Genomic DNA, 24,026 nt, shown 5'->3' on the forward strand with positions numbered 1-24,026 from the left:
CTTCCGAAATAAAAATGAAATAAATTTTTCACAGCACCTACCATATGAAATAAAACATGTAACAGTTGCTTTACAGAACTGCGAAATTTCTGTGAACGGGTTATATAATCGAACGATTTGTTTTAAACCGATACTGGTTTGGAACAGTATTCGGCAAGACAAACTGTCGAATTCCAGCCATCCTTTTGGCAGGATACGGAGGAGCGGCAATGACAGCGATGACGCTGCAACCGCATTACCGCACGGTCTGGATTTCAGACGTCCATCTGGGGACACGTGGATGTCAGGCAGACCTTCTATTGGATTTCCTCAATGAAGTGACGGCAGACACCTATTATCTGGTGGGTGACATTATTGACGGCTGGCGCCTGAAGAAAAGCTGGTACTGGCCGGAAAGTCATCATGCCGTGATCACGACAATCATGGAAAAGGCAAAGAATGGCGCCAAAGTCATCTTCGTCCCCGGGAACCATGATGAATTTGCCCGCGAGTTTGTCGATATGACCTTTGGCCATGTCGACGTTAAAATGAACGATATCCACGTCACCGCCGATGGCAAGCGCCTTTTGGTCATCCATGGCGATGAATTTGACGGCGTCGTCAAATACGCCAAGTGGCTGGCCTACCTTGGTGACACCGCCTACAACCTCGCCATTACGCTCAACCGCTATTTCAACGGCGTTCGCCGCCGGCTTGGTTACGGATACTGGTCGCTTTCGGCCTATCTTAAGAACCGGGTGAAGAACGCGGTTCAGTTCATCTGCAACTTTGAAAATGCCGTCGCCCACGAAGCCGCCAAACGCAAGGTGGATGGCGTGGTCTGCGGCCATATCCATCACGCCGAAAAACGCAAGATCGGCGATGTGCTCTATTGCAATGATGGTGACTGGGTTGAAAGCTGTACGGCCCTTGTCGAAGACAAGGAAGGCAAGCTCGAACTGCTGCACTGGGCCGAAATGCGCCAGATGGCGATGAGCCATTCACGCCCCGGTCACGACGCGGCAAGCGCCCCGTCGCTTGGCCTTGGCAAATTGATTTCCATGTTTCGTATCGCCCATGAAGCGGGCAACTCTGCATCGGGCTCTTCGAAAAAGGGCAATGATGCACCGATTGGAAAGACTGCATGAAAATACTGATCGTAACCGATGCCTGGTATCCGCAGGTCAACGGTGTTGTCCGTACCCTTGAAACCGTACGGGGCGAATTGGGCGAGATGGGACATGACGTTCATGTCATCTCGCCCGATCAGTTTAAAACCATCCCCTGCCCGACCTACCCGGAAATCCGGCTGGCGCTTTTTGCCAAACGCAAAATGGCCAAGATGATCGAGGCCCTTCATCCCGTCGCCATTCATATTTCGACCGAAGGCCCGCTGGGTCAGGCCGCACGGGCCTATTGCCTTAAGCGTGGCATTCCTTTTTCGACCGCCTATCACACGCGCTTCCCGGAATATATTCATGCCCGCTGGCGTCTGCCGCTTTCGATCCTTTATCGCGGCATGAAGCATTTCCACGGCAAATCGCAATCCGTCATGGTCGCAACCGAAACCCTGCGTCAGGAACTGTCCGACTGGGGCTTTAACAACCTGCAAATCTGGTCACGCGGTGTCGATCTGGACCTGTTCCGCCCCCGCCCGGAAGCCAGTTTTGGCGATTTCCCAAAACCGCACTGGCTGTTTGTCGGCCGGGTTGCGGTGGAAAAGAACATCGGCCACTTCCTTGATCTCGACTTGCCCGGCACAAAATTTGTCGTTGGCGATGGCCCGCAGCTAAATGAGCTCAAGGGCAAATATCCCAACGCGCAGTTTCTCGGCAAAAAAACCGGTGAAGAACTGGCAACGGCCTTTGCCGCGGCCGACGTCTTTGTATTCCCCAGCAAGACCGACACTTTTGGCCTTGTGATCCTTGAAGCCCTGGCGTCGGGCACCCCGGTTGCGGTTTTCCCGGTTCAGGGACCAGCCGATATCGTGCGTGGCACCAAGGCCGGCGCCATTGATGCCGACCTCCGCGAAGCCGCCTTGGCCGCGTTGGAACTTAAAAGTGACGATGCCCGCGCGTTGGCCGAACAATATAGCTGGCGCAATTCGGCCGACCAGTTCCTGCACAATCTGGCACCGTTTTCCGGTGGATTTGATGGTGTTGAGGCAACCCGCATTTCACTGGATGACGCGGCAAATACCAGCACGGCAAAATCAAAGGTCGCAGAACCGGATCACGCGCCTGAAACCGCCGCAAGCAAGGCACCTGTTGGCCAACCAGCCCAATAGGCCGCACGCCTGATCAACGATAAAGGCTTTTGCGCAAGGTGCGATATGCCCAAAGACCATTAAGCGCATCCGTGCCCAACCAGCGACGGAACGGGCGCAGCATCAGATAGACCGGGCGCAGCAGCCTGATCACCTTGCGCAGCGGCACCAATTGCGGTGCGGTTGCGCCGGCGGCCTCGACATAGGCCTGCCATCCGGCACGCAGTAATTCCGGACGTTTTTTAAATTCACGCTGGATGGAAAAAACAAACAGCAAGATGTCGCGCGCCTGGGCATCAATTACCGGCATGCGGGCGTTCGGGTCTTCTTCGAAATCGATAAAGCCGATCTGATGATCGTCGCGCAGTGTCATGTTGCGAAGCAACGGCGCACCATGCGCGACCCCTTCGCTGTGCAATCTTGCCAGGGCCGCACCGGCGTCGACAACATGGCGACGGATGGCATCATCATTGCCCTTGTCGACATCATCTTCGATGCAGGTTTTAAGGATGCGGCCATTATCGCCAATGGCAATCCAGTTTTCACCGACGTCAATCAGATCCGGCACCAACACACCAAGGGCGGCAAGCTTGCGCAACGTCGCGGCCTCGCTTTCAAGGCCCTTTTGGCCGCCGGGCGATACGGTCGGGCGCAACAATGGAATACCGGTAATGTTGGCCGCAAAGCGCTGAACGCTGTGCCAGACTTTATGTTTGGCGGGCACAGCCTGTTTAACCCAAATGCGCCGGTTATCCCAGCGCAGCGGGAAAACCCGTGCACCGACACCCTGGGCCACGGTGCGTTCGACAAGTGCGTGGAGTTGCTCGTTCATTTATTTGTCTTATATGTCGCAGTTGGCAATCTGCTGTTATGCAGACCATTTTTGTGTCCGTTAAAGCGTCTCAGCAGCTTGCCGCCCTTGTCCGAGCGTGCTAGCAACAGCGCGAGTATTTTACTTTTATGATGCCGTATCCATAACGATAGTATCAATTCGATACAATCTGGAAATGGCGAAGAAGGCCGGGATCAAATCATTGCCAAAGAATTCGTTGGATCATACTGCAGAACACTGGGGTACCTGGCCGCTGGTCAAGCGTATCGTGCGAGATGCGGTTGCCCCCTATCTTGGCAAAATACTGCTTGCGCTTCTGTGCATGGCTCTGATGGCCGGGGCGACCGGCCTTTACGCACTTTTGATGGATCCGATCATCAATGATGTGTTCATCAACAAGAAGGAAAACATGCTGGTGCCCGTCGGGGCGGCGGTTCTTGGATCCTTTGCCCTCAAAGGCTTTGCCAACTATGGGCAGACAGTTTTGATGAGCTATGTCGGCGGGCGCATTCTGGCCGATCTGCAAAACAGCCTGTATGAGCACGTCATTCGCCTTGATATCGGCTTTTTCCACAGCACGAATACCGGCAAGCTGATCACGCGCTTTACCAACGACATCACTGCGATGCGCGCAGCAGTTTCAAACTCGCTGACCGGTTTTGGCAAAGACCTTCTGACTGCGGCCGTCCTTGTCGGCGTGATGTTCTACAAGGACTGGTTGCTGGCAATCATCGCCTTTACCGTATTTCCCGCTGCGATCTATCCGATTGCGCGATTGGGCAAGCGCATGCGCAAGGTGTCGGCCAACACCCAGCAACAGATTGGCGAATTCGCCACCTTGCTTGAACAAACCTTCCAGGGCATTCGCCACGTGAAGGCATATGGCATGGAGCCCTATGAATGTTCGCGCATGGGCAAGCTGGTTGAAACCGTCTTCAAACTGAGCTTCAAGGCCTCGACGGTAAGCGCGCGTTCCTCCCCCATCATGGAAACACTTGGTGGTGCAGCGATTACCGCGATCATCATCTATGGTGGCAACCGCGTGATCGACGGGGCAAGCGACCCCGGAAGCTTCTTTGCCTTTATCACGGCATTGCTGCTGGCCTATGAGCCGGTCAAACGTCTGGCCAATATCAACATCACCTTGCAGCAAGGCCTTGCCGCATCCCAGCGCGTCTTCACGGTTCTTGATATCGAACCTGAAATCAAGGACGCACCGGATGCCAAGGAGCTCGCGGTTTCGGGTGGCAACATCAACTTCAAAAACGTTGCCTTTGCCTATACCCCTGAAATCACGGCACTGCGCGAGATTGATCTTGATATCAAGGCGGGCGAAACCGTGGCCCTTGTCGGCCCGTCGGGTGCGGGCAAATCGACCATCCTCAACCTGATCCCGCGTTTCTATGACATTGATCAGGGTGCGATCACCATTGATGGTCAGGATATCCGCAATGTGACGCTTGAAAGCCTGCGCAAGGCAACCGCGCTTGTCAGTCAGGAAATCACACTGTTTGACGATACGGTGCGGGCCAATATCGCCTATGGTCGCGCCGGCGCATCGGATGCCGAGATCGAAGAAGCCGCACGTCAGGCCGCCGCCCACGACTTTATCGGACAGCTTCAACATGGCTATGACACGATTGTCGGCGAACATGGTGTGAAGCTGTCGGGTGGCCAGCGCCAGCGTATTGCGATTGCGCGCGCCATGCTGAAAAACGCGCCGATCCTGTTGCTTGATGAAGCGACCTCGGCCCTTGATACGGAATCCGAACGCCACATTCAGGGGGCTCTGGCCGAACTGATGAAAGGCCGGACCACCCTTGTGATTGCGCACCGTCTGTCGACCATCATTGATGCCGACAAGATTTGCGTTGTCAGCAATGGGCGCGTGACCGAACAAGGCAAACACGAAGAATTGCTAGCACTGGGAGGAGCTTATGCGCACCTCTATAACTTGCAATTCTCGGAAGAAAACGGAAACTGATCCGGACAACTTCGGGAATATCGGGCGTGCAGTGGCATAAACGGATCATAAAAAGCGATACAATGCGCAGCACACTGTGCTGGCTGGCGGCGTTTTATGTGCGCCTGATGCGTGCCACAGGACGCTGGCGTACCAAAGGTGGTGACCATCCGGCCCACTACCTGACAGAGGGCAAACCGTTTATCGTTGCATTCTGGCATCAACGTCTTTTGATGATGCCCTATACCTGGCGATCGGTCGGTGGTGACCGCCCGTTTAACATGCTGATTTCATCACATCGTGACGGGGAAATCATTTCTCGGACGATTGCGCGCTTTGATATCAAAACCATCGCTGGATCAACCGGCAAGGGCAAAGGCGGTGCCGCGGCACTGCGCCAGATTCTCAAGGCACTTAAAGCCGGCGAAGTTGTCGGCATGACGCCAGATGGGCCGCGCGGCCCGCGCATGCGGGCATCTGACGGGATCATTCAGGCCGCCCGTATGGCCGGTGTTCCGATTTTCCCGCTGACCTATTCGGCCTCCAACCGTAAGGTCATTCAAAGCTGGGATCGTTTCATTTTACCCCTGCCCTTTTCACGCGGTGTTTTTCACTGGGGCGATCCGATTTTTGTCGCCCGCAAGCTTGATGACGAAGGCATGGAAGCCAAACGGATCGAGCTTGAAAATGCCCTGACCAGGCTCACGCAGGAAACCGATCGTGAACTTGGTCTTGCGGTGATCCCGCCTGCGGCCCCCGATGAACTGCCCAAACAAAAGCGATCTGCCATCGCGGCGGGGGAAACCGGGTCATGAGCCTGTTTTACGCCTATCGCGCGGCCACCCGCCTGCTTGGGCCGGCGCTAAACCTTTATCTGAACCGTCGCAAAAACCGCGGCAAGGAAGACGCAGGCCGGATCGGTGAACGGTTTGGTCATCCGGGTGCGGCCCGTCCCAAAGGACATCTGGTGTGGATCCACGGGGCCAGTGTGGGGGAATCCCTGTCGGCCTTGCCGGTAATTGATGAAATCCGTCGTCTTTATCCGTCGGCATCCATTCTGGTGACGACCGGCACGGTTACATCGGCGACCATGATGCATGCCCGCCTGCCCAAGGGCGTCATTCACCAGTTCGTCCCGATTGACCGTCAGGTCTGTGTCGCGCGTTTCCTCCATCACTGGAAACCTGATGTCGCGCTTTGGCTTGAAAGTGACTTCTGGCCAAATCTGCTGACCAAGGCCAAGAAAGCCGGTGTCAGTCTTGCTTTGCTCAATGGGCGCATTTCGGAAAAAAGCTTTAAGGGATACTCTCGCTATCCGTCCTTTATCCGGCCGGTTATTTCTGCGTTTGATCTGATTCTGACCCAAAGCGGTGACGAAACCGCACGGTTTGAAAGTCTCGGCGCGACATCGGTCCGGGCCGTTGGCAATCTTAAATTTGCCGCCCCGCCCCTGCCTGCCAATGAGGCTGATCTGGCAACGCTTCAGGAACAGATTGGTCATCGTCCGGTCTGGCTGGCCTCAAGCACGTTTAAGGGCGAGGAACATATTGCCGGCGACGTGCACAAAAAACTCGCCCGCGACCATAGCGGTGTGCTGACCGTCGTCGTACCGCGTCATCCCGACCGGGCCGACGATATTGAATCCGATCTGGTCGCACAGGGCCTGCAGGTATCTCGCCGAAGCCTTGGCCACGACATCACCCCGGGTACCGATGTCTATCTTGCCGATACCATGGGTGAACTTGGCCTGTTTTATCGCATCGCGCCAATTGTCTTTATGGGCAAAACCCTGTCTGCGGGTGGCGGTCAAAACCCGCTGGAACCGGCACGATTGAACTGCGCCATTTTGCATGGCCCGGATATGAGCAACTTTGCCGCGATCAGCACCGAAATGCTGGCAAACGGTGCCTGCCGCCCGGTAACCGATGCAGATGATCTTGCAAGACAGGTTGCAGCCCTGCTTCGCGACCCTGATTCCGCCGGGAAAATCGCCAAAGCCGCACTTGATTACGCAAACTCCAAGGCCGAAGTGCTGGATCGAACGCTTGATGCCCTGCGCCCCTTGTTAGCGCAAAAGGGGATAAAGGAGGCCCGCGATGCGTGATCCGGAATTCTGGCAGCATGACGGCGTCATTCCCAAACTTCTAAGCCCGCTTTCCGCAGCTTGGCGGGCGGGCACCTGCTTTCGCAAACTGACAACCACGCCGCGCCATCCCGGCTGTCCGGTTTTTTGTGTCGGCAATTTCACTGTGGGTGGTGCCGGTAAAACCCCAACGGCTGTCGCACTGTACAATCTTCTGACGAACCTTGGCCGCACACCGCATTTCGTCAGCCGCGGCTATGGCGGTTCCCTTGAAGGTCCGCACCGCGTCAATCCGGGCATTGATACGGCCGACAAAGTCGGCGATGAACCGCTTTTGCTGGCGCAGCATGGCCCGGCGTGGATTTCACGCAACCGTGCCCTTGGCGCCGAAATGGCGGTTGATGCCGGTGCCAATGCGATCATTCTTGATGACGGATTGCAAAATCCAACCCTGATCAAGGATTGCAGCTTTGCTGTCATCGACAGCAACTATGGCATTGGCAATGGCCGCGTCATGCCCGCAGGACCCATGCGCGAACCGCTGATCAGCGGGCTCGAGAAAGTGCGCGCCATCATTCTGATCGGCGACAAGACGCCCGACTTCATCACGCGCCTTCCGGCTTCCGTTCCGGTGTTGCGCGCATCGATTGAGGCGATCAACGCGAGTGATTTCAATAAATCCCGCGTTCTGGCCTTTGCCGGCATTGGCCAACCATCGAAATTCTATGACAGCCTCCGAAAGGCTGGCGCGCAAATCATCCAGACACGTGATTTTTCAGATCACCACCCCTTTACGGTGCAAGAGCTTGGCGATCTGCGTGCCGAGGCGGCACGGCTTGATGCCAGACTTGTCACCACCCAAAAAGATCTGATGCGCTTGCCATTAAAGGATCGGGACGGCATAAGCAGTCTCGACATTCGTCTGGTGTTCGAGGCACCAGATCAGCTCGCAAAGATTGTGACATCAGTACTTGCCGATGGATAAGAACAGCCAACTTTACAAAATGCGCCAGAAATACATCTCCCACCCGCTGCAGGGTTTCGGGGCGTATCTGGTCTACTGGATGTTTGCCCTGATGCCCGTTGACATGGCATCGGCGGTTGGCGGTTGGCTTATGCGTACCCTGGGCCCCAAAGTCGGTCAGACCAAAAAGGCACGCAACAATCTGGTTGCGGCGTTCCCGGAAAAGTCCCCCGAAGAGGTCGACAATATCATTGTTGGCATGTGGGACAATCTTGGCCGTTCGGCTGCCGAAATTCCCCATCTGCATAAAATGCGCCCGGGTGGCCCCCGCATTGAAATCGTTGGCATTGAAAATGGCCTTGCCACCAAGACCGATGAAAAACCCGGCCTGTTCTTTTCCGGTCACATCGGCAACTGGGAAGCGACCATGTGCATCGCCGAGGTGCTTGATATGGACATGATGAGTGTCTATCGCGCACCGGATAATCCGTGGGTAGAAGGCCTGTTCATGCGGGCGCGCAAAACCTTTAAGGGGAAACTGGTCAAAAAAGGCCCGGAAGGTGCACGTAAGCTCACGCGCTATCTAAAAGATGGCGGTCATGCCTGCATGCTGGTCGATCAAAAAATGACAGATGGTATCGCCGTGCCGTTTTTTGGCCGGGATGCGATGACAGCCCCGGCACTGGCACAGTTTGCCCTCAAATACGATGCGCCAATCATTCCCGTACGGTCAGAACGCCTGAATGGTGCACATTTCCGCGTCACGTTCTATCCGCCACTTGAAGTCACCAAAACCGGTGATCGCCGCGCCGATACTCTTGCAATCATGACCGATGTGAACGCCACCATGGAACACTGGATCCGTGAGCGCCCAGAACAATGGCTTTGGCTGCATCGCCGCTGGCCGAAGTAAATCCGGCTGGCGTTTTGATCGGGTATTAACCGAATAGGAACCCTGTTGGCGCAGACTGGCATTTCGTCCGCTGTCGAACGCGTCTTCGGAGCCCGCCTTTTTGCGCCGCTTGCTGATCATTTTCTGTCTTATTCTGGCCGGGTCGATCTTTGTCGTCTGGCCGACGATGGCGCTTGATCAGGACGACACGACCATTCGTGAAACCGCACGTGATATCCGGTTGCGAATCTCCGAGCTTGATCAGCAGCTCAAGGAACATCTGAAACGCGCCCTTGAAGAATTCGGCAGTCGGCAAGTTGAATGCACATCTGATCAACCCCGAAAATCATTGTCGCAATGTATCGAAGAAGATGCGCGCGATCTGACGCGAACAACCATCACAATTGCCTCGGCCGGGAAGGATGATAAAAACCTTCTTGATGATCTGGCCGATACCGAAGAGCGGTTTGCCCTGTTCACCCGCGAGATGAACAAAACCAATGATCTTCTGGCACGCGCAGGTGCAAGGCTTTACCTCAACAGTCTTGATGTTGCACCGGAAATGGACCAGTTGCGCCGTGATGTGATTGTCTTTGTCGAACGCAAGCAGGCCTATGAACTGCGCACCAAACAGGCGCTTCTGATCGCAACGGTTGCCATCATTCTGATCGCAATCTTTTCACTGATCTTCGCCGTTATTCAGCGTTTCAGATAAATCAAACGATGATCTGATGACCATTGCGTCGCCCATCCCCGGTCGCCGAAAGCATGTCGCCTGCCTGATTGACCTTGGCCGCATGCACCCCGCCAAAGAACATGTCCTCGCAATCCCAGCGCTGTTGATTGCCAAGGCTGAGCCCATCAAGCAAGGCGTCATCAAATCCGGGCTCGACCGATAACAGTTCATCTTCGACATGCATGCGCGGGGCCGAAATCGCCCCATGCAGGGTCATGTCAAACGCATCGATATTAAGCAACACCTGCAGCATGGTCGAACGGATCCGGTTTGACCCGCCAGAGCCCAGCGCAACTGACGCCCCGTCCTGCCCAAGATAAAGCGACGGGGTCATCATCGATGTCATACGAACACCACACGGCCAGTTATGGAAACCATCCGGCGACAGATCGGCTTCCCCCAGCATGTTGTTCATCATGATCCCGGTGCCCGGAACGACCCGCCCCGATGTGGAGCCGTTTGAAATCGTCGCGGCGGCAAGGTTGCCATGTTGATCAACCACCGAAATATGGGTGGTGCCATTCTGACTAAGCGGGCGTTCGCCAATCATCATACGATAACGTTCGCATAGCTCGTCCGCCAAGATCGCCGGGCGCGCACCATATTCCCCGCGCGCCAAACCGGTGGCATGAATGATCCGCGACACCGCTTCAAGATGGCGTTCAGAGCCAAAGGCGCCCAACGCCATTTCCCGCGCAAGCTTAAGTCCAAAACCAACCAGAACCCCACCCGATGCCGGTGGCGGGTTCAGGACAAACCGCCCCTTGCGTCCGGACACCAGCAACGGATCACGCAGAAGCACCCGATAGCCTGCCAGATCCTGTGCTGTCAGATATCCGCCATGCTCGGCACATCCGCGCACAAGGGCGGCACCAAGGTCGCCTTGGTAAAATCCCTCTGCCCCGTTCTCGACCAGATAATGGATGCTGTCTGCCAGATCGGGTTGCCGGTGAAGCACACCGGCATCAAGCAGTTCAAACTCATCGGCACCGGTTTTGCCCGCCTTGCCAAACACCTTCCGGCTTTCGGCACAAAAGCCCAAAAGCGGTTCAACAATCCCCATCACATAGCGTTGAAAGGCATCAAGTTCGACGCCATCGCGCGCGGCACGGATCGCTGGCTCCGCCAGTTTTGCCATCGGCAGTTTGGCAAGATCGTCATGGACGGCAAAAAGCCCCGCCACCACACCCGGTGTTGCCACCGATCCATAGCCACCGTGAAATTCCTGGGTTACGCCACCGGCGAAAGTCGCAAGGCGGCTTTCAAACTCAAGGTTTTCACGCGATCGTTTTTCAAGCGGGGTTTCAACAAAGAAATCATAAAGCCGTGGCGTTTGCCCGGAAGGGCGCGCCATCACAAACCCGCCGCCGCCAAGCGATGCCAGAACCGGCTCTGCCACACAGGCCGCCCACATCGCGGCAATCACCGCGTCAAAGGCATTGCCACCCTCGTCAAGCACACGGGCCGCCGCATCTGCGGTAACGGCATGTCCTGCGGCAACGGCCCCGTGGGTTTTCATGACTTGTGTTTCCCGTTACTGACTGGCGTTTGCGGTCTTTTGTGCTTCTTCCATCGGTGGCACCAGCAACTGGGCATCAACCCGTGCCGCCCCGACATTGATCCGCCAATCCAGATGCGGCCCGGTCGCACGACCTGACTCACCGATTTTCCCAATCAAATCGCCCTGTTTGACGACATCACCGACCTGCACATCAATTTCCGACAGATGCAAAAACGCCGACACCACGCCAAGCCCATGATCGATAAACAGCGTCGCACCGGAAAAATACATATCGGGATGCGCCAGCGTCACAATCCCATCCGCGGGGGCAACAACCGGGCTTCCGGTCGGAAGCGCAATATCAACGCCCCAATGCGGTGCACGCGGTTCGCCATTCAGAATGCGTTGTGATCCATAAACACCACTGATCGGGCCAACGGCGGGCCAGATAAAGCCGTTCTCCAGGAAATTCTCGGTAAACCGTTCGGTGCGTGCTTCGCGGGCCTGACGTGAATCATCCTGAATGCGGCTGATGACCTCCGGATCGGGCGTGACCATTTTGGGTGCCAGTCCATCAATGCGCTGAACATTAAATTCTCGATCCCCGATCTCGTAACTGAACGCCTCGACACTGCCATCGGCATGCCGGATGCTGACCCGTGCCGGGCCTTCGTAATCGCGCGGGAACCCCAAAACAAACCGGCCATCGGGCGCGATGGTATCAATCGCCTCGTCATCAAGCAGCACTTGGGATCCTGCATCGGTTTGCCCGAACACAATCCCGCCCTGAACAAACTGCCCCTGATAGGTCGGCTCGGCCGCCTGTGCGGAAAGACTAACCGCCAAAAGGCCCGCTGCGGCCAGCATGCCAGAAATGGTCATACGCATTACAGTAGGCTCCCTTGTCTGTCATCGTCTTTGGGGCTTGGGTTTTTCTTCTTCGCCGGTTTGGGTTTGGCGGATTTTTCGGGCGCAGATATGGCAGCATTTTGATCTGCGATGGTAGCGCTATCATCCTTACCCTGCGCTGGCTTTGATGTCGCAACACCTTCACCCGCCGTCACCGGGGTAATGCCATCGCCCATCTCAAGATCATAGGTCTGCCCCGTGACAAGGTCGGACGATTTACCAACAAGATTGCCGTCCCCGTCGCGCACAACGGCAAACCCGCGTTTCAGTACATTGCGATAGGAATAACTTTCCAACAGCCGGTCATAGCGTGCAAGTCCTTCTGCCTCGCGGTTAAGCGTATTACGAACCGCCCCCTGCAAACGCGTGCCAAGATCCATGATCTGTTTGTCGGCACGTGCGATATCGCGTTTGGCGTCACTGGGCCGAAGGCCCGCCGCAGCACGATCAAGGCGGGATTGCTGCATCTGAAGCGCGGATTTCATCGCGCCATCTAGACGAAGCGCCGCATTTTCCAGACGTCCGCGTTTTTCCGAAAGCTGTTCACGCGGACTGACCAGACGCGCACTGGCTTCATTCAATCGTGCGCGGGCTTGCTGTGTGACATTGACGGCGGCACGCGGCAACCGATCAGCCCAGTTATCAAGGGTCTGGCTGCGTTCCTCGAGCATGCGTTTGGGATCGCCCAAACCACGCGCCAGACTTTCAAGCGCGGTTTTCTTTTCAACGCCCAAACGCCGCACGGCTTGCGCCAGACGAAGACCATCTTCCTCGACCTGACCAATCAGTTCGACGCGGACCGGCACGACCTTTTCCGCCGCCCCGGTGGGCGTCGGCGCTCGGAGGTCCGAAACAAAATCGATCAGGGTGGTATCGGTTTCATGGCCGACGGCCGAAATCACCGGAATATCAGACTCGGCCACCGCACGGGCAACGACTTCCTCGTTAAACGACCAAAGATCTTCAAGCGACCCGCCACCGCGCGCAACGATCAACACATCCGGGCGCGGGATCTGGCCATAAGGCAAAAGATCATTAAAACCGCGCACGGCTTCGGCCACCTGTTCGGCCGCCCCCTGCCCCTGCACAAGCACCGGCCACAACAAAACCCGACGCGGGAAACGATCACGCAGGCGATGCATGATATCGCGGATTACGGCACCTGTGGGCGATGTCACAATGCCAATGACGTCGGGCAGGAAAGGGATCGGCTTTTTGCGGTCGGGATCAAACAGGCCTTCGGCCGCGAGTTTCTTTTTGCGTTCTTCCAGAAGCTTTAAAAGCGCGCCTTCGCCCGCGACTTCCATCGTCTCAATGACGATCTGGTATTTTGATCGACCCGGGAATGTTGTGAGCCGCCCGGTAACGATGACTTCCATGCCGTCTTCGGGCACAAGGCCAAGCTTGGCCGCCTGCCCGCGCCAGCACACGCCATCGATCACCGCCTTGTCGTCTTTCAGCGCAAGGTACATATGCCCGCTGCTGGCGCGCTTGAACCCGGAAATTTCGCCGCGCACCCGCACGAACGAAAACGCATCCTCTACAGTCCGCTTCAGCGCGTTTGACAGGTCGGAAACCGAAAATTCGGGCGCATTTCCCGATTTTACAGGCGTTTCGGGAACCGGGGCATAAGGGTCGAACAAATCTTGCGTCATCAAGGGTACTTTATGCTAAAAGCCCGCCTAATAATTTTGCGGGGTGGCAATTGGGTCTAGCCTAGTTCATCGCGCATGGACCATCAAGCAATCGGACAAGTCGAAGGATAAAGTCATGAAGGTTCTGGTCGTTGGCGGCGGCGGACGTGAACACGCATTGTGCTGGGCAATTGCGCGCAGCCCGCGCATTTCCAAACTGTGGTGTGCACCGGGCAATGCCGGTATCGCGGATTCGGCCGAATGCGTTGCGATTTCCGATGGCGACATTGATGGTCTGGTAAAGTTTGCCACGGACAACGCGGTTGATCTGGTCGTTGTCGGCCCCGAAGCCCCGCTGGTGGCAGGCCTTGTCGATGCCCTTGATGCCGTGGGCATCAAATCATTTGGCTGTTCCAAGGCCGCAGCCCAGCTTGAAGGCTCCAAGGGCTTCATGAAGGACATGGTGGCGAAGTTCGGTGTGCCGACCGCTGCCTATGGCCGCTTTACCGATCCCAAGGACGCCAAGACGTTTGTCGAAAAACAGGGCGCACCGATTGTGGTCAAGACCGATGGTCTGGCTGCTGGCAAGGGTGTGACCATTTGTATGACAAATGACGAAGCCTTTACTGCGATTGAAGAATGCATGGTCGGCGGCAAGTTTGGCGATGCCGGTGCGGAAATCGTGATCGAGGAATTCCTCAAAGGTGAAGAAGCCTCATTTTTTGCTGTTTGTGATGGCGAAAATGTCATTCCGCTGGTCGCAGCCCAGGATCACAAGGCGGTTGGCGAAGGCGATACCGGCCCCAATACGGGCGGCATGGGTGCCTATTCCCCGGCCCCGGTCTTTACCGATGCGGTCGAAGCCAAAGTCATGGATCAGATCATCATCCCGACCGTCAAGGGCATGGCCAACGAAGGCCACCCGTTCAAGGGCGTTTTGTTTGCCGGTCTGATGATTGATGATGCGGGCAATCCGAAACTGATCGAATACAACATTCGTTTTGGCGACCCGGAATGTCAGGTCCTGATGACCCGTTTGAAATCAGACGTGCTTGATATCCTGGACGGGGCAGCCACCGGCACGCTCGATAAAGTCAAACCGGAATGGCACGATGAAACCGCGATGGTCGTTGTCATGGCCGCCAAGGGGTATCCGGGATCCTACGAAAAAGGGACCGAGATCAAAAACGTTCCGGCGGCGGACGCCATGGACAAGGTCAAGGTCCTGCATGCCGGTACCAAGATGGATGGCGACAAGCTGGTTGCAACCGGTGGCCGCGTTCTTGGTGTGACAGCGCGCGGTGCGACGGTGACCGAAACCCAGAAACGCGCCTATGAGGCGGTTGATGCGATTGACTGGGATGGTGGTTTCTGCCGCCGCGATATCGGCTGGCGCGCGGTTGCCCGCGAACAGGGCTAATCACCAAGCAGCCCTGAATGCTGAAATCAAAAGACCGGGTTACGCAACCCGGTCTTTTTTTATGTCCGAAGATTTCTGGTTTCCGGCGTGATAGCGGATGTGACAGCGGCCCTGATCATCAATTTCGATATCGGCGGCAACGCCAAAAACATCGCGAAGGTTTTGCGATGTCAAAATCTGTTGGGGCGTGCCAAGCGCAATCAGCTTGCCACCATCCATCATCGCAATCCGGTCACAAAACATCGCCGCATGGTTTAGATCATGCAGGGCGGCCACCACGGTGACCGGCAGTGCACGCACAAGTTCCAGCAGACCCAGCTGATGATGGATATCAAGATGGTTGGTCGGTTCATCAAGCAACAGGAAATCCGGCTGCTGGGCCAAGGCACGGGCGATATGAACGCGCTGCTTTTCACCGCCCGAAAGCGTATGCCACATCCGGTCTGCAAACGGCCCCATTTCAACACTGGCAAGGGCTTCACACACGATGGCGTCGTCATGCCCTGACCATGGTGTTAGCAAACTGAGATATGGCGTTCGACCAAGCGCGACGGCATCGCGCACGGTAATGCGGTCGATGGTGTCGGCCTGTTGTTCGACAAAGCCGATATGACGGGCAAGGTTGCGCCGACCGATTTTCTTCATCGGCTGATCGCCCAGCAATGCCTGCCCGGTCGACGGGGCACGAATGCCACCCAGAACCGACATCATGCTGGTTTTGCCCGACCCGTTTGGCCCGATGACACCTAGGAACTCGCCACGCGTGACCCGAAGCGACACGTCGCTGATGATCTTTTTAAATCCGGCATTCCAGCCGACATTGCGTAATTCAAGGCTCATCGCAACACCCGCCCATGACACAGGATGATCGCAAACGCCGGTGCACCAATAAGGGCTGTGATCACCCCGATGGGCAGGACCTGACCATCAAGGATGATGCGCGATACAATATCGGCCGCCACAAGGAACACCGCCCCGATCAGGGCGGAGGCCGGCAACAGAAACCCGTGCCGCGTGCCAACAAAGAACCGCGCGGCATGGGGGATGACCAACCCGACAAAGCCGATGGACCCGACGATACTGACCATCACCGCGGTCATCGAGGCAGCAATGGCAATCAACACCACGTAAACCCGACGCACCGGCACACCAAGGGACGCCGCCGATTCCACGCCAAAGGTAAAGGCATCGAGCGCCCGCGAATACCAAAGGCAGACCAGCAAGCCGATGACGGCGACCGGCAGCGCCAGATAGACATCAGGCCAGCGCACGCCGCTTAGATTGCCAAGCAACCAGAACATCACCCCGCGTGCCTCGTCCGCCGTGGCGGCCTTGGTCACGATGAAGGACGTTAATGCGTTAAACAGTTGCGATCCGGCAACCCCGGCAAGAATGATCGCACCGGCCCCGCGCCCGGCCGGAATGGCCAAAAGGGCAACAAACCCGAACGCCACCAACGCGCCGACAAAGGCCCCAAGCGACAGGGAAACCATGCCTGCCCCGAACCCCAGAATGGCAACACTGACCGCACCGGTCGATGCCCCGGCCGAAATGCCCAGTAAATAGGGATCCGCCAGACTATTGCGCAAAAGCGCCTGCAACACTGCGCCAGATAGCGCAAGGGATGCGCCGCAGGCCGCCGCCACCATCGCGCGCGATATCCGGTAATTCCAGATGATCCCGGCATCAATCGGATCAACGTCATAGCCCGCCTGCCAAAGATGATTGGCAATGGTCTGAAGCACGGTGCCAAGGGGAATGTGTGTTTCCCCCTTGGCCGCGGCCATCGCGATGACGCCAACAAGCAAAACCAGGGCGCCAAGACTGACACCAGCCCGCACAAGATATGCCCGCCCCGCCAGCGATTGCCGAGGTGGCTGAACCGGCTGCTGCACTGGCGTTGTTTCAAACATTGAATTCTCCGGGCATATCAGGCGCCTTTGGCAATGCAGGTCAGTTCGAAGCACTCAGTCGTTCGACGGCTTCGGCAAGTGTTTCAATACCATTGATCAGGCGGATGGTCGGATCCATCGACTGGGCGTCCATCACCACGATATTGCCATTGCGAACCGCCTTCATCTGACTTGCGACCGGATCGGTTTTCAGGAAGTCCATCTTGACCTGCCAGTCATCGGCCGGAAAACGCCGACGGCCCATTTTACCGATCACGATGATATCAGGATTGGCGCGCGCAATGGTTTCCCAGCCAACGGTCGGCCATTCTTCATTGCTGTCGATAATGTTGCGGACACCAAGTTTACCGGCGATATAGCCTGCCGCACCGTTTTTGCCGGCCACATAGGGATCACTGTTGATTTCCGGGCTGGAAAACCAGAAGACGGCGGATACGTTGTTATGGCCGCTTGCCGTCACACGTTCCAATGAGTTCGCCTGACGTTCCTTCAAGCTGGCAATCAATGCCTCACCGCGATCTTCGACATCAAAAATCTGCGCCAGATCGGAAATCTCGCGATAAATCAGATCCATGGTGAAGCCTTCATGGCGGACCCCGTCACCGCCACCGGCATTGTCCTTACCCACACAATCGGCAGGTGCGGTGTAGACCGGAATGGATAATTCGTTGAACTGTTCGGTGGTGCCGACGGTGCCCTTGGGCCCGACATGCCATTGATACTGGGTGGCAACCAGTTGCGGCTTTTGCGCGACAACGGTTTCGAACCCCGGGTCATTGTCGGCCAGACGCGGAACAGAGGCATTCACATCCTTGAATTCATCCATCACCGGGCCAAACCAAACACCGGTACCCTTGACCTTATCGGCCAGACCCAGCGAATAAAGAATTTCGGTCGTGCTTTGGCCCAGCGACACCACGCGATCCGGGGCCGCGTCAAATTGCAATACAGTGCCGCAATTCTCGATACTGAGCGGATATTCGGTTGCGGACGCAAATGAAACAGATGAAATAAGACCAGCGGCAAACACCCCGACCGCCAGTACACGTTTATCGTGATTGATCACTTTTAGTTCCCTCTTGCTGATGCACTGATCCGGGACCGCTTTGGATGATCCAGTTTCAACACATCGTCAAATGTTATGTTATAACATAACATCGCTTTTACTGCTGTCAATGGACTGGCAAAAGTGTCAGGAGATGACGGAAGATGTCGGCCTTAAAGCTTAGAAAACCTGGGCTAAACTGTTGGGCCAAGACACGTACCGACATTCTCCGGGGCACCCCGCCCGGTCCGTCGTCTTCGTGTCGGCAGGTCTCCTGGCTTACGGGTCAACACATTTTCCCTGGCCTTCCCGGGTTGATCCCAGTGGCATTGGTCAGAAAAATGCTCGCCGCCTACAGTTGCGGGGGCAGCTTCGGTTATTGAGCCAATATTTGGCCCATCTCGAATTCCCTTTATCCGATATTCGGATACCGACACGTCACGGTTAGATTAAACCAAAAACACGGTCAAGGAAATTGGCAGACCACCAGTGGCATTAACGCTGCGCCTCCATGCATAAAAAGCAATTGATACGACCTTGAATTTGCCATGTTTCATCCCGATTACCTCCACACTGCCGGGTATGCTTTCCCGACACCTCAAACCACAGGAATGTGATGAACATGACGACTTCTGTTGAACGCAGACGCTTTTTGAAATCCATCGCGGCAGCCGGTCTTATCCTGCCGGGAATGTCGATCTATCAGCATGCTTTGGCAGATGTCGACGGCCTTGATCTGGGTTCGGCACAGCCGTTTGATTTTGCCGATCTGATTGCGCGCGCCAAATCCATGGCCGCATCGGCATATGAAGCACCCGTTGCGCCAAACCCGGAAATTGTCGGCAAGATCGATTACGACACCCATGGCAAGCTGCATTACAAACGCGACCATTCGCCGTTTTCCGATGGATCGGGCACCTATCCGCTGACCTTCTTCCATCTGGGTATGTATTTCGCCAAACCGGTGCATATGTACCTTTTGGAAAACGGACAGGCACGCGAAGTGATCTATAAGCCCGATTACTTTGACATGCCCGAAGACAGTATTGCCCGCCAACTGCCCGCCAATAGCGGCTTTGCCGGTTTCCGCCTGCATGAAAATCAGGCGCGCGATGACTGGAAAACCCAGGACTGGGCAGCGTTTCTTGGCGCATCATATTTCCGCGCCATCGGGGATGAAGGCCAGTATGGCCTGTCGGCACGCGGCATTGCGGTCAATACCGCGACCTCGGTCCCCGAAGAATTCCCCGATTTCCGTCAATTCTTTATCGAACCGGCCAAAAACCCCGAAGACCCCGTGACGGTCTATGCCCTGCTGGATGGCCCCAGCATCACCGGGGCGTATAAATTCCTGCTTTATCGCGGCGAAGGGGTGACGATGGATGTCGAAAAACATCTGTTCTTGCGCAAGGACATCGAAAGGCTTGGCATCGCACCGCTGACCAGCATGTTCTGGTATTCAGAACAGAACAAGTCGTTCCGCTTTGACTGGCGCCCGGAAGTGCATGACAGTGACGGGCTGGAGCTTTGGACTGGCGGCGGCGAACGCATCTGGCGGCAGCTCAATAACCCGGAAACCATCCGCGCATCGGCGTTTGGCGACAATAACCCGCGTGGGTTTGGTTTGATGCAGCGCGATCGCGATGTGAAGAACTATCTGGATGGTGTGCGTTATCACCGCCGACCCAGCCTGTGGGTCGAACCACAAGGCGACTGGAACGACGGCGCGGTTCAGTTGATCGAAATCCCGACCGACGATGAAATCCACGATAACATTGCCGCCTTCTGGGTCCCGAATGGCGAAGCCAAGGCGGGCAATTCTTATCAATTCAAATACCGCCTGTATTGGCAGGCCTATAACCCGTTCCCGGTCAAGGAACTGGCAACCGCCACCGCAACCCGCATGGGCCGTGGTGGGGAGCCCGGCACCAACCGGCCCAAGGACGAAATCAAGTTTTCGGTCGAGTTCGAAGGCGAGGTTCTGGGAACGCTTGCCTACGGCGAATTCCCCGAAGTGGTTGTAACATCCTCGCGCGGGGAGATTGTGCGCACCAAGATCGAACCGATCATGGATACCCGCATCTGGCGGGCGGCCTTTGACCTTAAGGCCACGGGCAATGATCCGGTTGACCTGCGCATGTATCTGAAACGCGGTGACGGCCCCTTAAGTGAAACCTGGATGTTCCAGCACCTGCCGGCCGTTGGCAACCAGCGACAGGGTTAGGGTTAATGCGGGGCCATGTCAGCAGACTGGCTGGCCCCGCCCTGCCCAAGGATCGCCATGACATCGCGGATTGGCGGTGCACCAAACATGCGGGCATATTCGCGGCTGAACTGTGACGCGCTTTCATACCCGACCGCATAGGCCGCCGATGCCGCATCCTTCATTTCGGCCAGCATGATCTGACGCGCCGTCGTCAGGCGGAGCCGCTTTTGGTACTGAAGCGGGCTCATGGCTGTCACCTGCTTGAAGTGGTGATGGAAGGAAGACGGGCTCATATTGGCCCGGTTTGCCAAGTCTTCCACCTTAAGCGGCTTGTCGAAATTATCCTTGATCAGTTGAAGGGCTGCCGAGATGCGCTGCATGTTGCTGCCGCCGATGGCAAGCCCCGCAATCGCCGCCCCCTTGGCGGTACATAACAAGCGGTAATGCACTTCGCGCATCAAAAGCGGCAACATCACCGGCACATCATCGGGACGATCAAGCAGCTCAACCACGCGCAAGACAGCATCGGTCAGGCTGTCGGTTGTCTTTTCGACAAAAAGCCCGCGCGTGCTTTCGCTGTCTGCGCCCATCTTGATATCCATATTGGCGACAAGTTCGCCCAGGATCTTCGCATCCAGATCAAGCGACAGGCTGCGATACGGCGCATCCTCGGCCGCCAGGGTCACATGGCCAACAAGTGGCAAATCGACCGATGCGGCCAGCAGTTGGCCGGGCTCATAGCGATAAAGCTCATCCCCAAGCGTGACTTCCTTTGCGCCTGAGATAATCAGACACAGGCAAGGCTTGTAAATCGTCGGCACCTTAAGGGTCGGGCCGGTTGTTCTAAACATCCAGACCGGCTCAACAGCCGTGCGCACCGCACCATCCGCCTCGCAGTATTTGTCAATCAGGCCACACAGCTTCTGATAGCTATTCATCGCAAAACCCTTTGTTTTCCATAGGCCCACTATACACGCGCCCACGCACAGACAAAGCACTCAATCTCGGATTTGGAGGATTAGGCAATCCAATTCGAGTTCTGTGTATTCATCAATCGGGGATTTATCGACAGAGTAAGCGCCACGAACAAACACCGACACACCAACCCAAGGAGCATGTCATGTCGAACCCGATCAACCATGTTGAAAACAAGACCGTTATCATCACCGGCGCCAGCAGCGGCATTGGCGAAGCAACGGCCCGCCTTCTGGCATCACGCGGGGCGAATGTGGTTCTTGGCGCACGCCGCACAGAACGCCTTGATGAGATTGCGACCGAGATCGAAGCTGCCGGCGGCCGTGCCATGGCCCGTTCGGTGGATGTCACCAATGCCGATAGCGTCGAGGCACTGGTTTACAACGCAAACAACCTTTATGGCCGTGTGGATGCGATTTTCAACAATGCCGGCGTGATGCCGCTTGCCCCGATGTCGGAAGTCAAGATCGACGAGTGGAACAACATGATCGACGTCAATATTCGGGGTGTTCTGAACGGCATCGCCGCTGTTTTGCCGCTGTTTAATGAACAGGGCAGCGGTCACGTCATCAACACAGCATCAATCGGCGCGCATGTCGTCGTGCCAAGTGGTGTGGTTTACTGCGCAACCAAACACGCGGTTTGGGCGATTTCCGAAGGCCTGCGTCAGGAAAGCACCCATGTCCGTGTCACCACCATTTCGCCGGGCGTGGTCGAAACCGAGCTGGGCCACGACATTACCGATCCGACCAGCAAGGAGCTTCTGACCCAGTTCCGTCAGATCGCCCTTACCCCGGATGCCATCGCGCGTGCTGTGCTTTATGCCCTTGATCAGCCGGCAGATGTCGACATCAACGAAGTCGTTGTTCGTCCGACGGCATCGGCGTTCTGATGAAGATCATTCTGCAATCCTTGTGTTTTCTTTCCATGCTGGTGGTGTTCGCATCACCAGCATGGCCCCAACAGGAGGCCGGTATGAACAAAAGCGCTGAAATCGCCCCGCACCCCTATGTCGGCATGTGGGTGACCAAGGATGGTCATATCCGACAGGAACTGCGTGCCGATGGCCGTTATGACGAGGCCCGAGGCAGACGCCAGTCGGCCTATCAGGGCGACTATCAGGTTTCAGGCAATTACATCACCTATCAGGATGACACCGGTTTTACCGCCGATGGTTATTTTGAAAATGATGTCCTGTATCACGGTGGCATGGTGATGTTTCGTGAAGTGTCGGAAGACTAAAAATCTATGAGGCTATGCGGGTGAGGAACTTACGCTAATCCAGTTCGTTTCTTACTCCGTCCTTCAAGACTAAGAACTTTTTCTGATCGCCATTAATGAACTCCATGACACCCAATACATACTGGGTGAAATCGACACTGAAATCCGTCTCAATCATATCTGGTACTGAGTAATCGATAACAACGTGATCAATTTTGTATTTCTTGGTCGCGACAACCATCCATCCGTTATCGAATGACCTCTCCCATTTGTACTGCCCGGGCGTGCAACCTTTCATAGTGAAGTTTTCTTCCAGATCGAACAGGCTTGCCTCAAAGCCCTCGCCCTCTTCTTTAAAAATTAGCTCATTGTTTGAACAGCTAATCTGAATTTGATCCCCTTTCTGGAAACCATTTTCCCTCGCCCATTGCGCATTTATCCGAGGTATTACCGTCTTAGCCATCGCCGGCGGGCTGAGCTTCAACGCAACATCTACTTGTTTAAATCTTCCTTCCCAGTCTTGTTCGACCTGAGGGCGAACAACCAAGAGATCAATATTATCTCCACTCGCCTCAAGAATGGCATTTTCGGAATAGCCCGTGTGAGAAACAATTAGCCCTTTCAGACCACTTACATCCGAAATCTTTCTAGCGAAGTCCCTAACCTGAGGGAGGCCTACCTTCTTCCTATAGTTTTTGCACTCAATAGCGACAGCATGCTTAATCCCGGCAAGGGTATATTCCCAATATATGTCTATTTCTGCGGGCGTCCTGCTCTTCGAGAGAATGGTTTTATTTCTCTGAATTTCAACTGTTCCAATACGCCTATCTCTTTGCTCTGCCTCTAGAATAGCCGCGTATACCATTTCAACGAAGTCCTCATACGCTCGGCCCTTTCGAACATTACTTTGCTGCTTAAACACCATGCTATTTATTACCGAAGTGAACCAAAGAAATCCTTCAGAAGCTTGGCGGCTTCGACCTCGCCAATGCCGCCATAAACTTCCGGGCGATGATGGCAGCTTGTGCTTTCAAACACGCGCGGGCCGTGATCAACGCCGCCACCCTTGGGGTCATAGGCCCCGAAATAAACCCGACGCAAACGCGCAAATGAAATGGCAGTTGCGCACATCGGGCACGGTTCAAGCGTGACATAAAGATCGCAATTGGGAAGCCTCGGTTCGCCCTTGGCCCCGGCAGCGGCCCGGATCACTAGAATTTCGGCGTGGGCCGTCGGATCGTTCATTTCCTCGGTCAGGTTTCCGGCCCGTGCCAAAACCTCCCCGGTATCGGCATCGACCAGAACGGCACCGACCGGCACCTCGCCACGACGGGCAGCGGCGCGGGCTTCTTCAAGGGCCATAACCATATAGCTGTCTGCACTCATGATCTTTCCATCCCGCTTGTGCCGAGTGACAAAAACGTCCTGCGCAACGGCTGTTTTTACTTCATTTTAGGGTGTGTTGGCTCACAGTGCCAGCACGCAGA

The 24,026-nt window shown here is 55.9% G+C and carries 22 protein-coding genes and 1 riboswitch; of the genes, 12 read left to right on the forward strand and 10 right to left on the reverse strand.

All coding sequences use genetic code 11. The annotated features are described in order from the left end of the window. Positions 1-209 precede the first annotated feature (209 nt). Entirely contained in the window at positions 210-1,127 is a 918-nt protein-coding gene (locus tag FHI25_RS13270; protein ID WP_210518508.1) for a UDP-2,3-diacylglucosamine diphosphatase, read from the forward strand. Beyond that, positions 1,124-2,266 carry a glycosyltransferase family 1 protein gene (locus FHI25_RS13275; protein WP_210518510.1) on the forward strand — a complete coding sequence of 381 codons (1,143 nt, stop codon included), beginning with the start codon at positions 1,124-1,126 and terminating at the stop codon, positions 2,264-2,266. Before FHI25_RS13270 ends, FHI25_RS13275 begins: the two co-directional genes overlap by 4 nt. Before the next feature lie 13 nt (positions 2,267-2,279). Here FHI25_RS13275 and FHI25_RS13280 read toward each other — a convergent pair whose 3' ends face one another. Further along, on the reverse strand, positions 2,280-3,077 hold the full coding sequence (locus FHI25_RS13280) for a hypothetical protein (RefSeq protein WP_064782156.1): 798 nt from the start codon (positions 3,075-3,077) through the stop codon (positions 2,280-2,282). Between the two features lie 175 nt (positions 3,078-3,252). On the opposite strand from FHI25_RS13280, the gene FHI25_RS13285 reads away from it, so the two are divergent. The 6 genes from FHI25_RS13285 (at position 3,253) to FHI25_RS13310 (ending at position 9,694) form a co-directional block, all read left to right on the forward strand. Beyond that, complete coding sequence (locus tag FHI25_RS13285; RefSeq protein WP_210518512.1) at positions 3,253-5,061, forward strand: ABC transporter ATP-binding protein; 1,809 nt, start codon at positions 3,253-3,255, stop codon at positions 5,059-5,061. Between the two features lie 62 nt (positions 5,062-5,123). Next, positions 5,124-5,855, forward strand: a complete 732-nt coding sequence (locus tag FHI25_RS13290; protein WP_210518514.1) for a lysophospholipid acyltransferase family protein — start codon at positions 5,124-5,126, stop codon at positions 5,853-5,855. Further along, a complete protein-coding gene (locus FHI25_RS13295; RefSeq protein ID WP_210518516.1) occupies positions 5,852-7,144 on the forward strand; it encodes a 3-deoxy-D-manno-octulosonic acid transferase in 1,293 nt (430 codons plus the stop codon). The genes FHI25_RS13290 and FHI25_RS13295 overlap by 4 nt, the downstream gene beginning before the upstream one ends. Next, positions 7,137-8,108 carry a tetraacyldisaccharide 4'-kinase gene (gene lpxK / locus FHI25_RS13300; RefSeq protein WP_210518518.1) on the forward strand — a complete coding sequence of 324 codons (972 nt, stop codon included), beginning with the start codon at positions 7,137-7,139 and terminating at the stop codon, positions 8,106-8,108. The genes FHI25_RS13295 and lpxK overlap by 8 nt, the downstream gene beginning before the upstream one ends. Beyond that, on the forward strand, positions 8,101-9,000 hold the full coding sequence (locus tag FHI25_RS13305; protein WP_210518520.1) for a lauroyl acyltransferase: 900 nt from the start codon (positions 8,101-8,103) through the stop codon (positions 8,998-9,000). Before lpxK ends, FHI25_RS13305 begins: the two co-directional genes overlap by 8 nt. A gap of 100 nt (positions 9,001-9,100) precedes the next feature. Then, positions 9,101-9,694, forward strand: coding sequence for a hypothetical protein (locus FHI25_RS13310; protein WP_063087311.1), 594 nt, complete (start codon positions 9,101-9,103; stop codon positions 9,692-9,694). 1 nt (position 9,695) lies between these two features. Here the strand turns inward: FHI25_RS13310 and FHI25_RS13315 are convergent, their stop codons facing one another. The 3 genes from FHI25_RS13315 to xseA are packed head-to-tail and all read right to left on the reverse strand — an operon-like array spanning position 9,696 to position 13,780. Next, complete coding sequence (locus tag FHI25_RS13315) at positions 9,696-11,234, reverse strand: gamma-glutamyltransferase (protein ID WP_210518522.1); 1,539 nt, start codon at positions 11,232-11,234, stop codon at positions 9,696-9,698. Between the two features lie 15 nt (positions 11,235-11,249). Continuing rightward, a complete protein-coding gene (locus tag FHI25_RS13320; protein ID WP_210518524.1) occupies positions 11,250-12,104 on the reverse strand; it encodes a M23 family metallopeptidase in 855 nt (284 codons plus the stop codon). Then, positions 12,104-13,780, reverse strand: a complete 1,677-nt coding sequence (xseA, locus tag FHI25_RS13325; protein ID WP_210518526.1) for an exodeoxyribonuclease VII large subunit — start codon at positions 13,778-13,780, stop codon at positions 12,104-12,106. Before xseA ends, FHI25_RS13320 begins: the two co-directional genes overlap by 1 nt. Positions 13,781-13,895: 115 nt before the next feature. On the opposite strand from xseA, the gene purD reads away from it, so the two are divergent. Then, complete coding sequence (gene purD, locus FHI25_RS13330) at positions 13,896-15,179, forward strand: phosphoribosylamine--glycine ligase (protein WP_210518528.1); 1,284 nt, start codon at positions 13,896-13,898, stop codon at positions 15,177-15,179. 39 nt (positions 15,180-15,218) lie between these two features. Here the strand turns inward: purD and FHI25_RS13335 are convergent, their stop codons facing one another. The 3 genes from FHI25_RS13335 to FHI25_RS13345 are packed head-to-tail and all read right to left on the reverse strand — an operon-like array spanning position 15,219 to position 18,158. Beyond that, a complete protein-coding gene (locus FHI25_RS13335; protein WP_210518530.1) occupies positions 15,219-16,019 on the reverse strand; it encodes an ABC transporter ATP-binding protein in 801 nt (266 codons plus the stop codon). Beyond that, positions 16,016-17,092 (reverse strand): iron ABC transporter permease, encoded by a 1,077-nt coding sequence (locus tag FHI25_RS13340; protein ID WP_210518532.1) that lies wholly within the window; start codon positions 17,090-17,092, stop codon positions 16,016-16,018. Before FHI25_RS13340 ends, FHI25_RS13335 begins: the two co-directional genes overlap by 4 nt. Before the next feature lie 40 nt (positions 17,093-17,132). Continuing rightward, positions 17,133-18,158 carry an ABC transporter substrate-binding protein gene (locus FHI25_RS13345; RefSeq protein WP_210518534.1) on the reverse strand — a complete coding sequence of 342 codons (1,026 nt, stop codon included), beginning with the start codon at positions 18,156-18,158 and terminating at the stop codon, positions 17,133-17,135. 225 nt (positions 18,159-18,383) lie between these two features. Continuing rightward, positions 18,384-18,587: riboswitch (cobalamin riboswitch) on the reverse strand. 172 nt (positions 18,588-18,759) lie between these two features. Between FHI25_RS13345 and FHI25_RS13350 the strand changes: the two genes are divergently transcribed. Beyond that, a complete protein-coding gene (locus FHI25_RS13350) occupies positions 18,760-20,361 on the forward strand; it encodes a glucan biosynthesis protein D (RefSeq protein ID WP_246879098.1) in 1,602 nt (533 codons plus the stop codon). Positions 20,362-20,363: 2 nt separating this feature from the next. On the opposite strand, the gene FHI25_RS13355 is transcribed toward FHI25_RS13350, so the two are convergent. Further along, a complete protein-coding gene (locus FHI25_RS13355) occupies positions 20,364-21,281 on the reverse strand; it encodes an AraC family transcriptional regulator (protein WP_210518538.1) in 918 nt (305 codons plus the stop codon). A 194-nt stretch (positions 21,282-21,475) separates the two neighbouring features. On the opposite strand from FHI25_RS13355, the gene FHI25_RS13360 reads away from it, so the two are divergent. Further along, the gene (locus tag FHI25_RS13360; protein ID WP_349238023.1) at positions 21,476-22,210 is read left to right on the forward strand and encodes an SDR family oxidoreductase; all 735 of its coding nucleotides are present in this window, start codon (positions 21,476-21,478) and stop codon (positions 22,208-22,210) included. Between the two features lie 83 nt (positions 22,211-22,293). Continuing rightward, the gene (locus FHI25_RS13365) at positions 22,294-22,560 is read left to right on the forward strand and encodes an Atu4866 domain-containing protein (protein WP_246879099.1); all 267 of its coding nucleotides are present in this window, start codon (positions 22,294-22,296) and stop codon (positions 22,558-22,560) included. A gap of 34 nt (positions 22,561-22,594) precedes the next feature. On the opposite strand, the gene FHI25_RS13370 is transcribed toward FHI25_RS13365, so the two are convergent. Both FHI25_RS13370 and FHI25_RS13375 read right to left on the reverse strand, forming a co-directional pair. Continuing rightward, positions 22,595-23,404, reverse strand: a complete 810-nt coding sequence (locus tag FHI25_RS13370; RefSeq protein WP_210518544.1) for a restriction endonuclease — start codon at positions 23,402-23,404, stop codon at positions 22,595-22,597. Between the two features lie 68 nt (positions 23,405-23,472). Next, positions 23,473-23,925 (reverse strand): nucleoside deaminase, encoded by a 453-nt coding sequence (locus tag FHI25_RS13375; RefSeq protein WP_210518546.1) that lies wholly within the window; start codon positions 23,923-23,925, stop codon positions 23,473-23,475. Between the last annotated feature and the right edge of the window lie 101 nt (positions 23,926-24,026).

The organism is Thalassospira sp. ER-Se-21-Dark, from assembly GCF_017922435.1.
Classification (GTDB): Bacteria; Pseudomonadota; Alphaproteobacteria; order Rhodospirillales; family Thalassospiraceae; genus Thalassospira.

Coding starts and splice junctions, on each gene's coding strand:
- FHI25_RS13305 (WP_210518520.1), top strand. CDS start 8,101: ATGGATAAGAACAGCCAACTTTACAAAATGCGCCAGAAATACATCTCC.
- FHI25_RS13365 (WP_246879099.1), top strand. CDS start 22,294: ATGAACAAAAGCGCTGAAATCGCCCCGCACCCCTATGTCGGCATGTGG.
- FHI25_RS13320 (WP_210518524.1), bottom strand. CDS start 12,104: ATGCGTATGACCATTTCTGGCATGCTGGCCGCAGCGGGCCTTTTGGCG.
- FHI25_RS13375 (WP_210518546.1), bottom strand. CDS start 23,925: ATGAGTGCAGACAGCTATATGGTTATGGCCCTTGAAGAAGCCCGCGCC.
- FHI25_RS13275 (WP_210518510.1), top strand. CDS start 1,124: ATGAAAATACTGATCGTAACCGATGCCTGGTATCCGCAGGTCAACGGT.
- FHI25_RS13350 (WP_246879098.1), top strand. CDS start 18,760: ATGACGACTTCTGTTGAACGCAGACGCTTTTTGAAATCCATCGCGGCA.
- FHI25_RS13295 (WP_210518516.1), top strand. CDS start 5,852: ATGAGCCTGTTTTACGCCTATCGCGCGGCCACCCGCCTGCTTGGGCCG.
- FHI25_RS13355 (WP_210518538.1), bottom strand. CDS start 21,281: ATGAATAGCTATCAGAAGCTGTGTGGCCTGATTGACAAATACTGCGAG.
- FHI25_RS13290 (WP_210518514.1), top strand. CDS start 5,124: ATGCGCAGCACACTGTGCTGGCTGGCGGCGTTTTATGTGCGCCTGATG.
- FHI25_RS13370 (WP_210518544.1), bottom strand. CDS start 23,404: ATGGTATACGCGGCTATTCTAGAGGCAGAGCAAAGAGATAGGCGTATT.
- purD (WP_210518528.1), top strand. CDS start 13,896: ATGAAGGTTCTGGTCGTTGGCGGCGGCGGACGTGAACACGCATTGTGC.
- xseA (WP_210518526.1), bottom strand. CDS start 13,780: ATGACGCAAGATTTGTTCGACCCTTATGCCCCGGTTCCCGAAACGCCT.
- FHI25_RS13270 (WP_210518508.1), top strand. CDS start 210: ATGACAGCGATGACGCTGCAACCGCATTACCGCACGGTCTGGATTTCA.
- FHI25_RS13335 (WP_210518530.1), bottom strand. CDS start 16,019: ATGAGCCTTGAATTACGCAATGTCGGCTGGAATGCCGGATTTAAAAAG.
- lpxK (WP_210518518.1), top strand. CDS start 7,137: ATGCGTGATCCGGAATTCTGGCAGCATGACGGCGTCATTCCCAAACTT.
- FHI25_RS13285 (WP_210518512.1), top strand. CDS start 3,253: ATGGCGAAGAAGGCCGGGATCAAATCATTGCCAAAGAATTCGTTGGAT.
- FHI25_RS13280 (WP_064782156.1), bottom strand. CDS start 3,077: ATGAACGAGCAACTCCACGCACTTGTCGAACGCACCGTGGCCCAGGGT.
- FHI25_RS13340 (WP_210518532.1), bottom strand. CDS start 17,092: ATGTTTGAAACAACGCCAGTGCAGCAGCCGGTTCAGCCACCTCGGCAA.
- FHI25_RS13315 (WP_210518522.1), bottom strand. CDS start 11,234: ATGAAAACCCACGGGGCCGTTGCCGCAGGACATGCCGTTACCGCAGAT.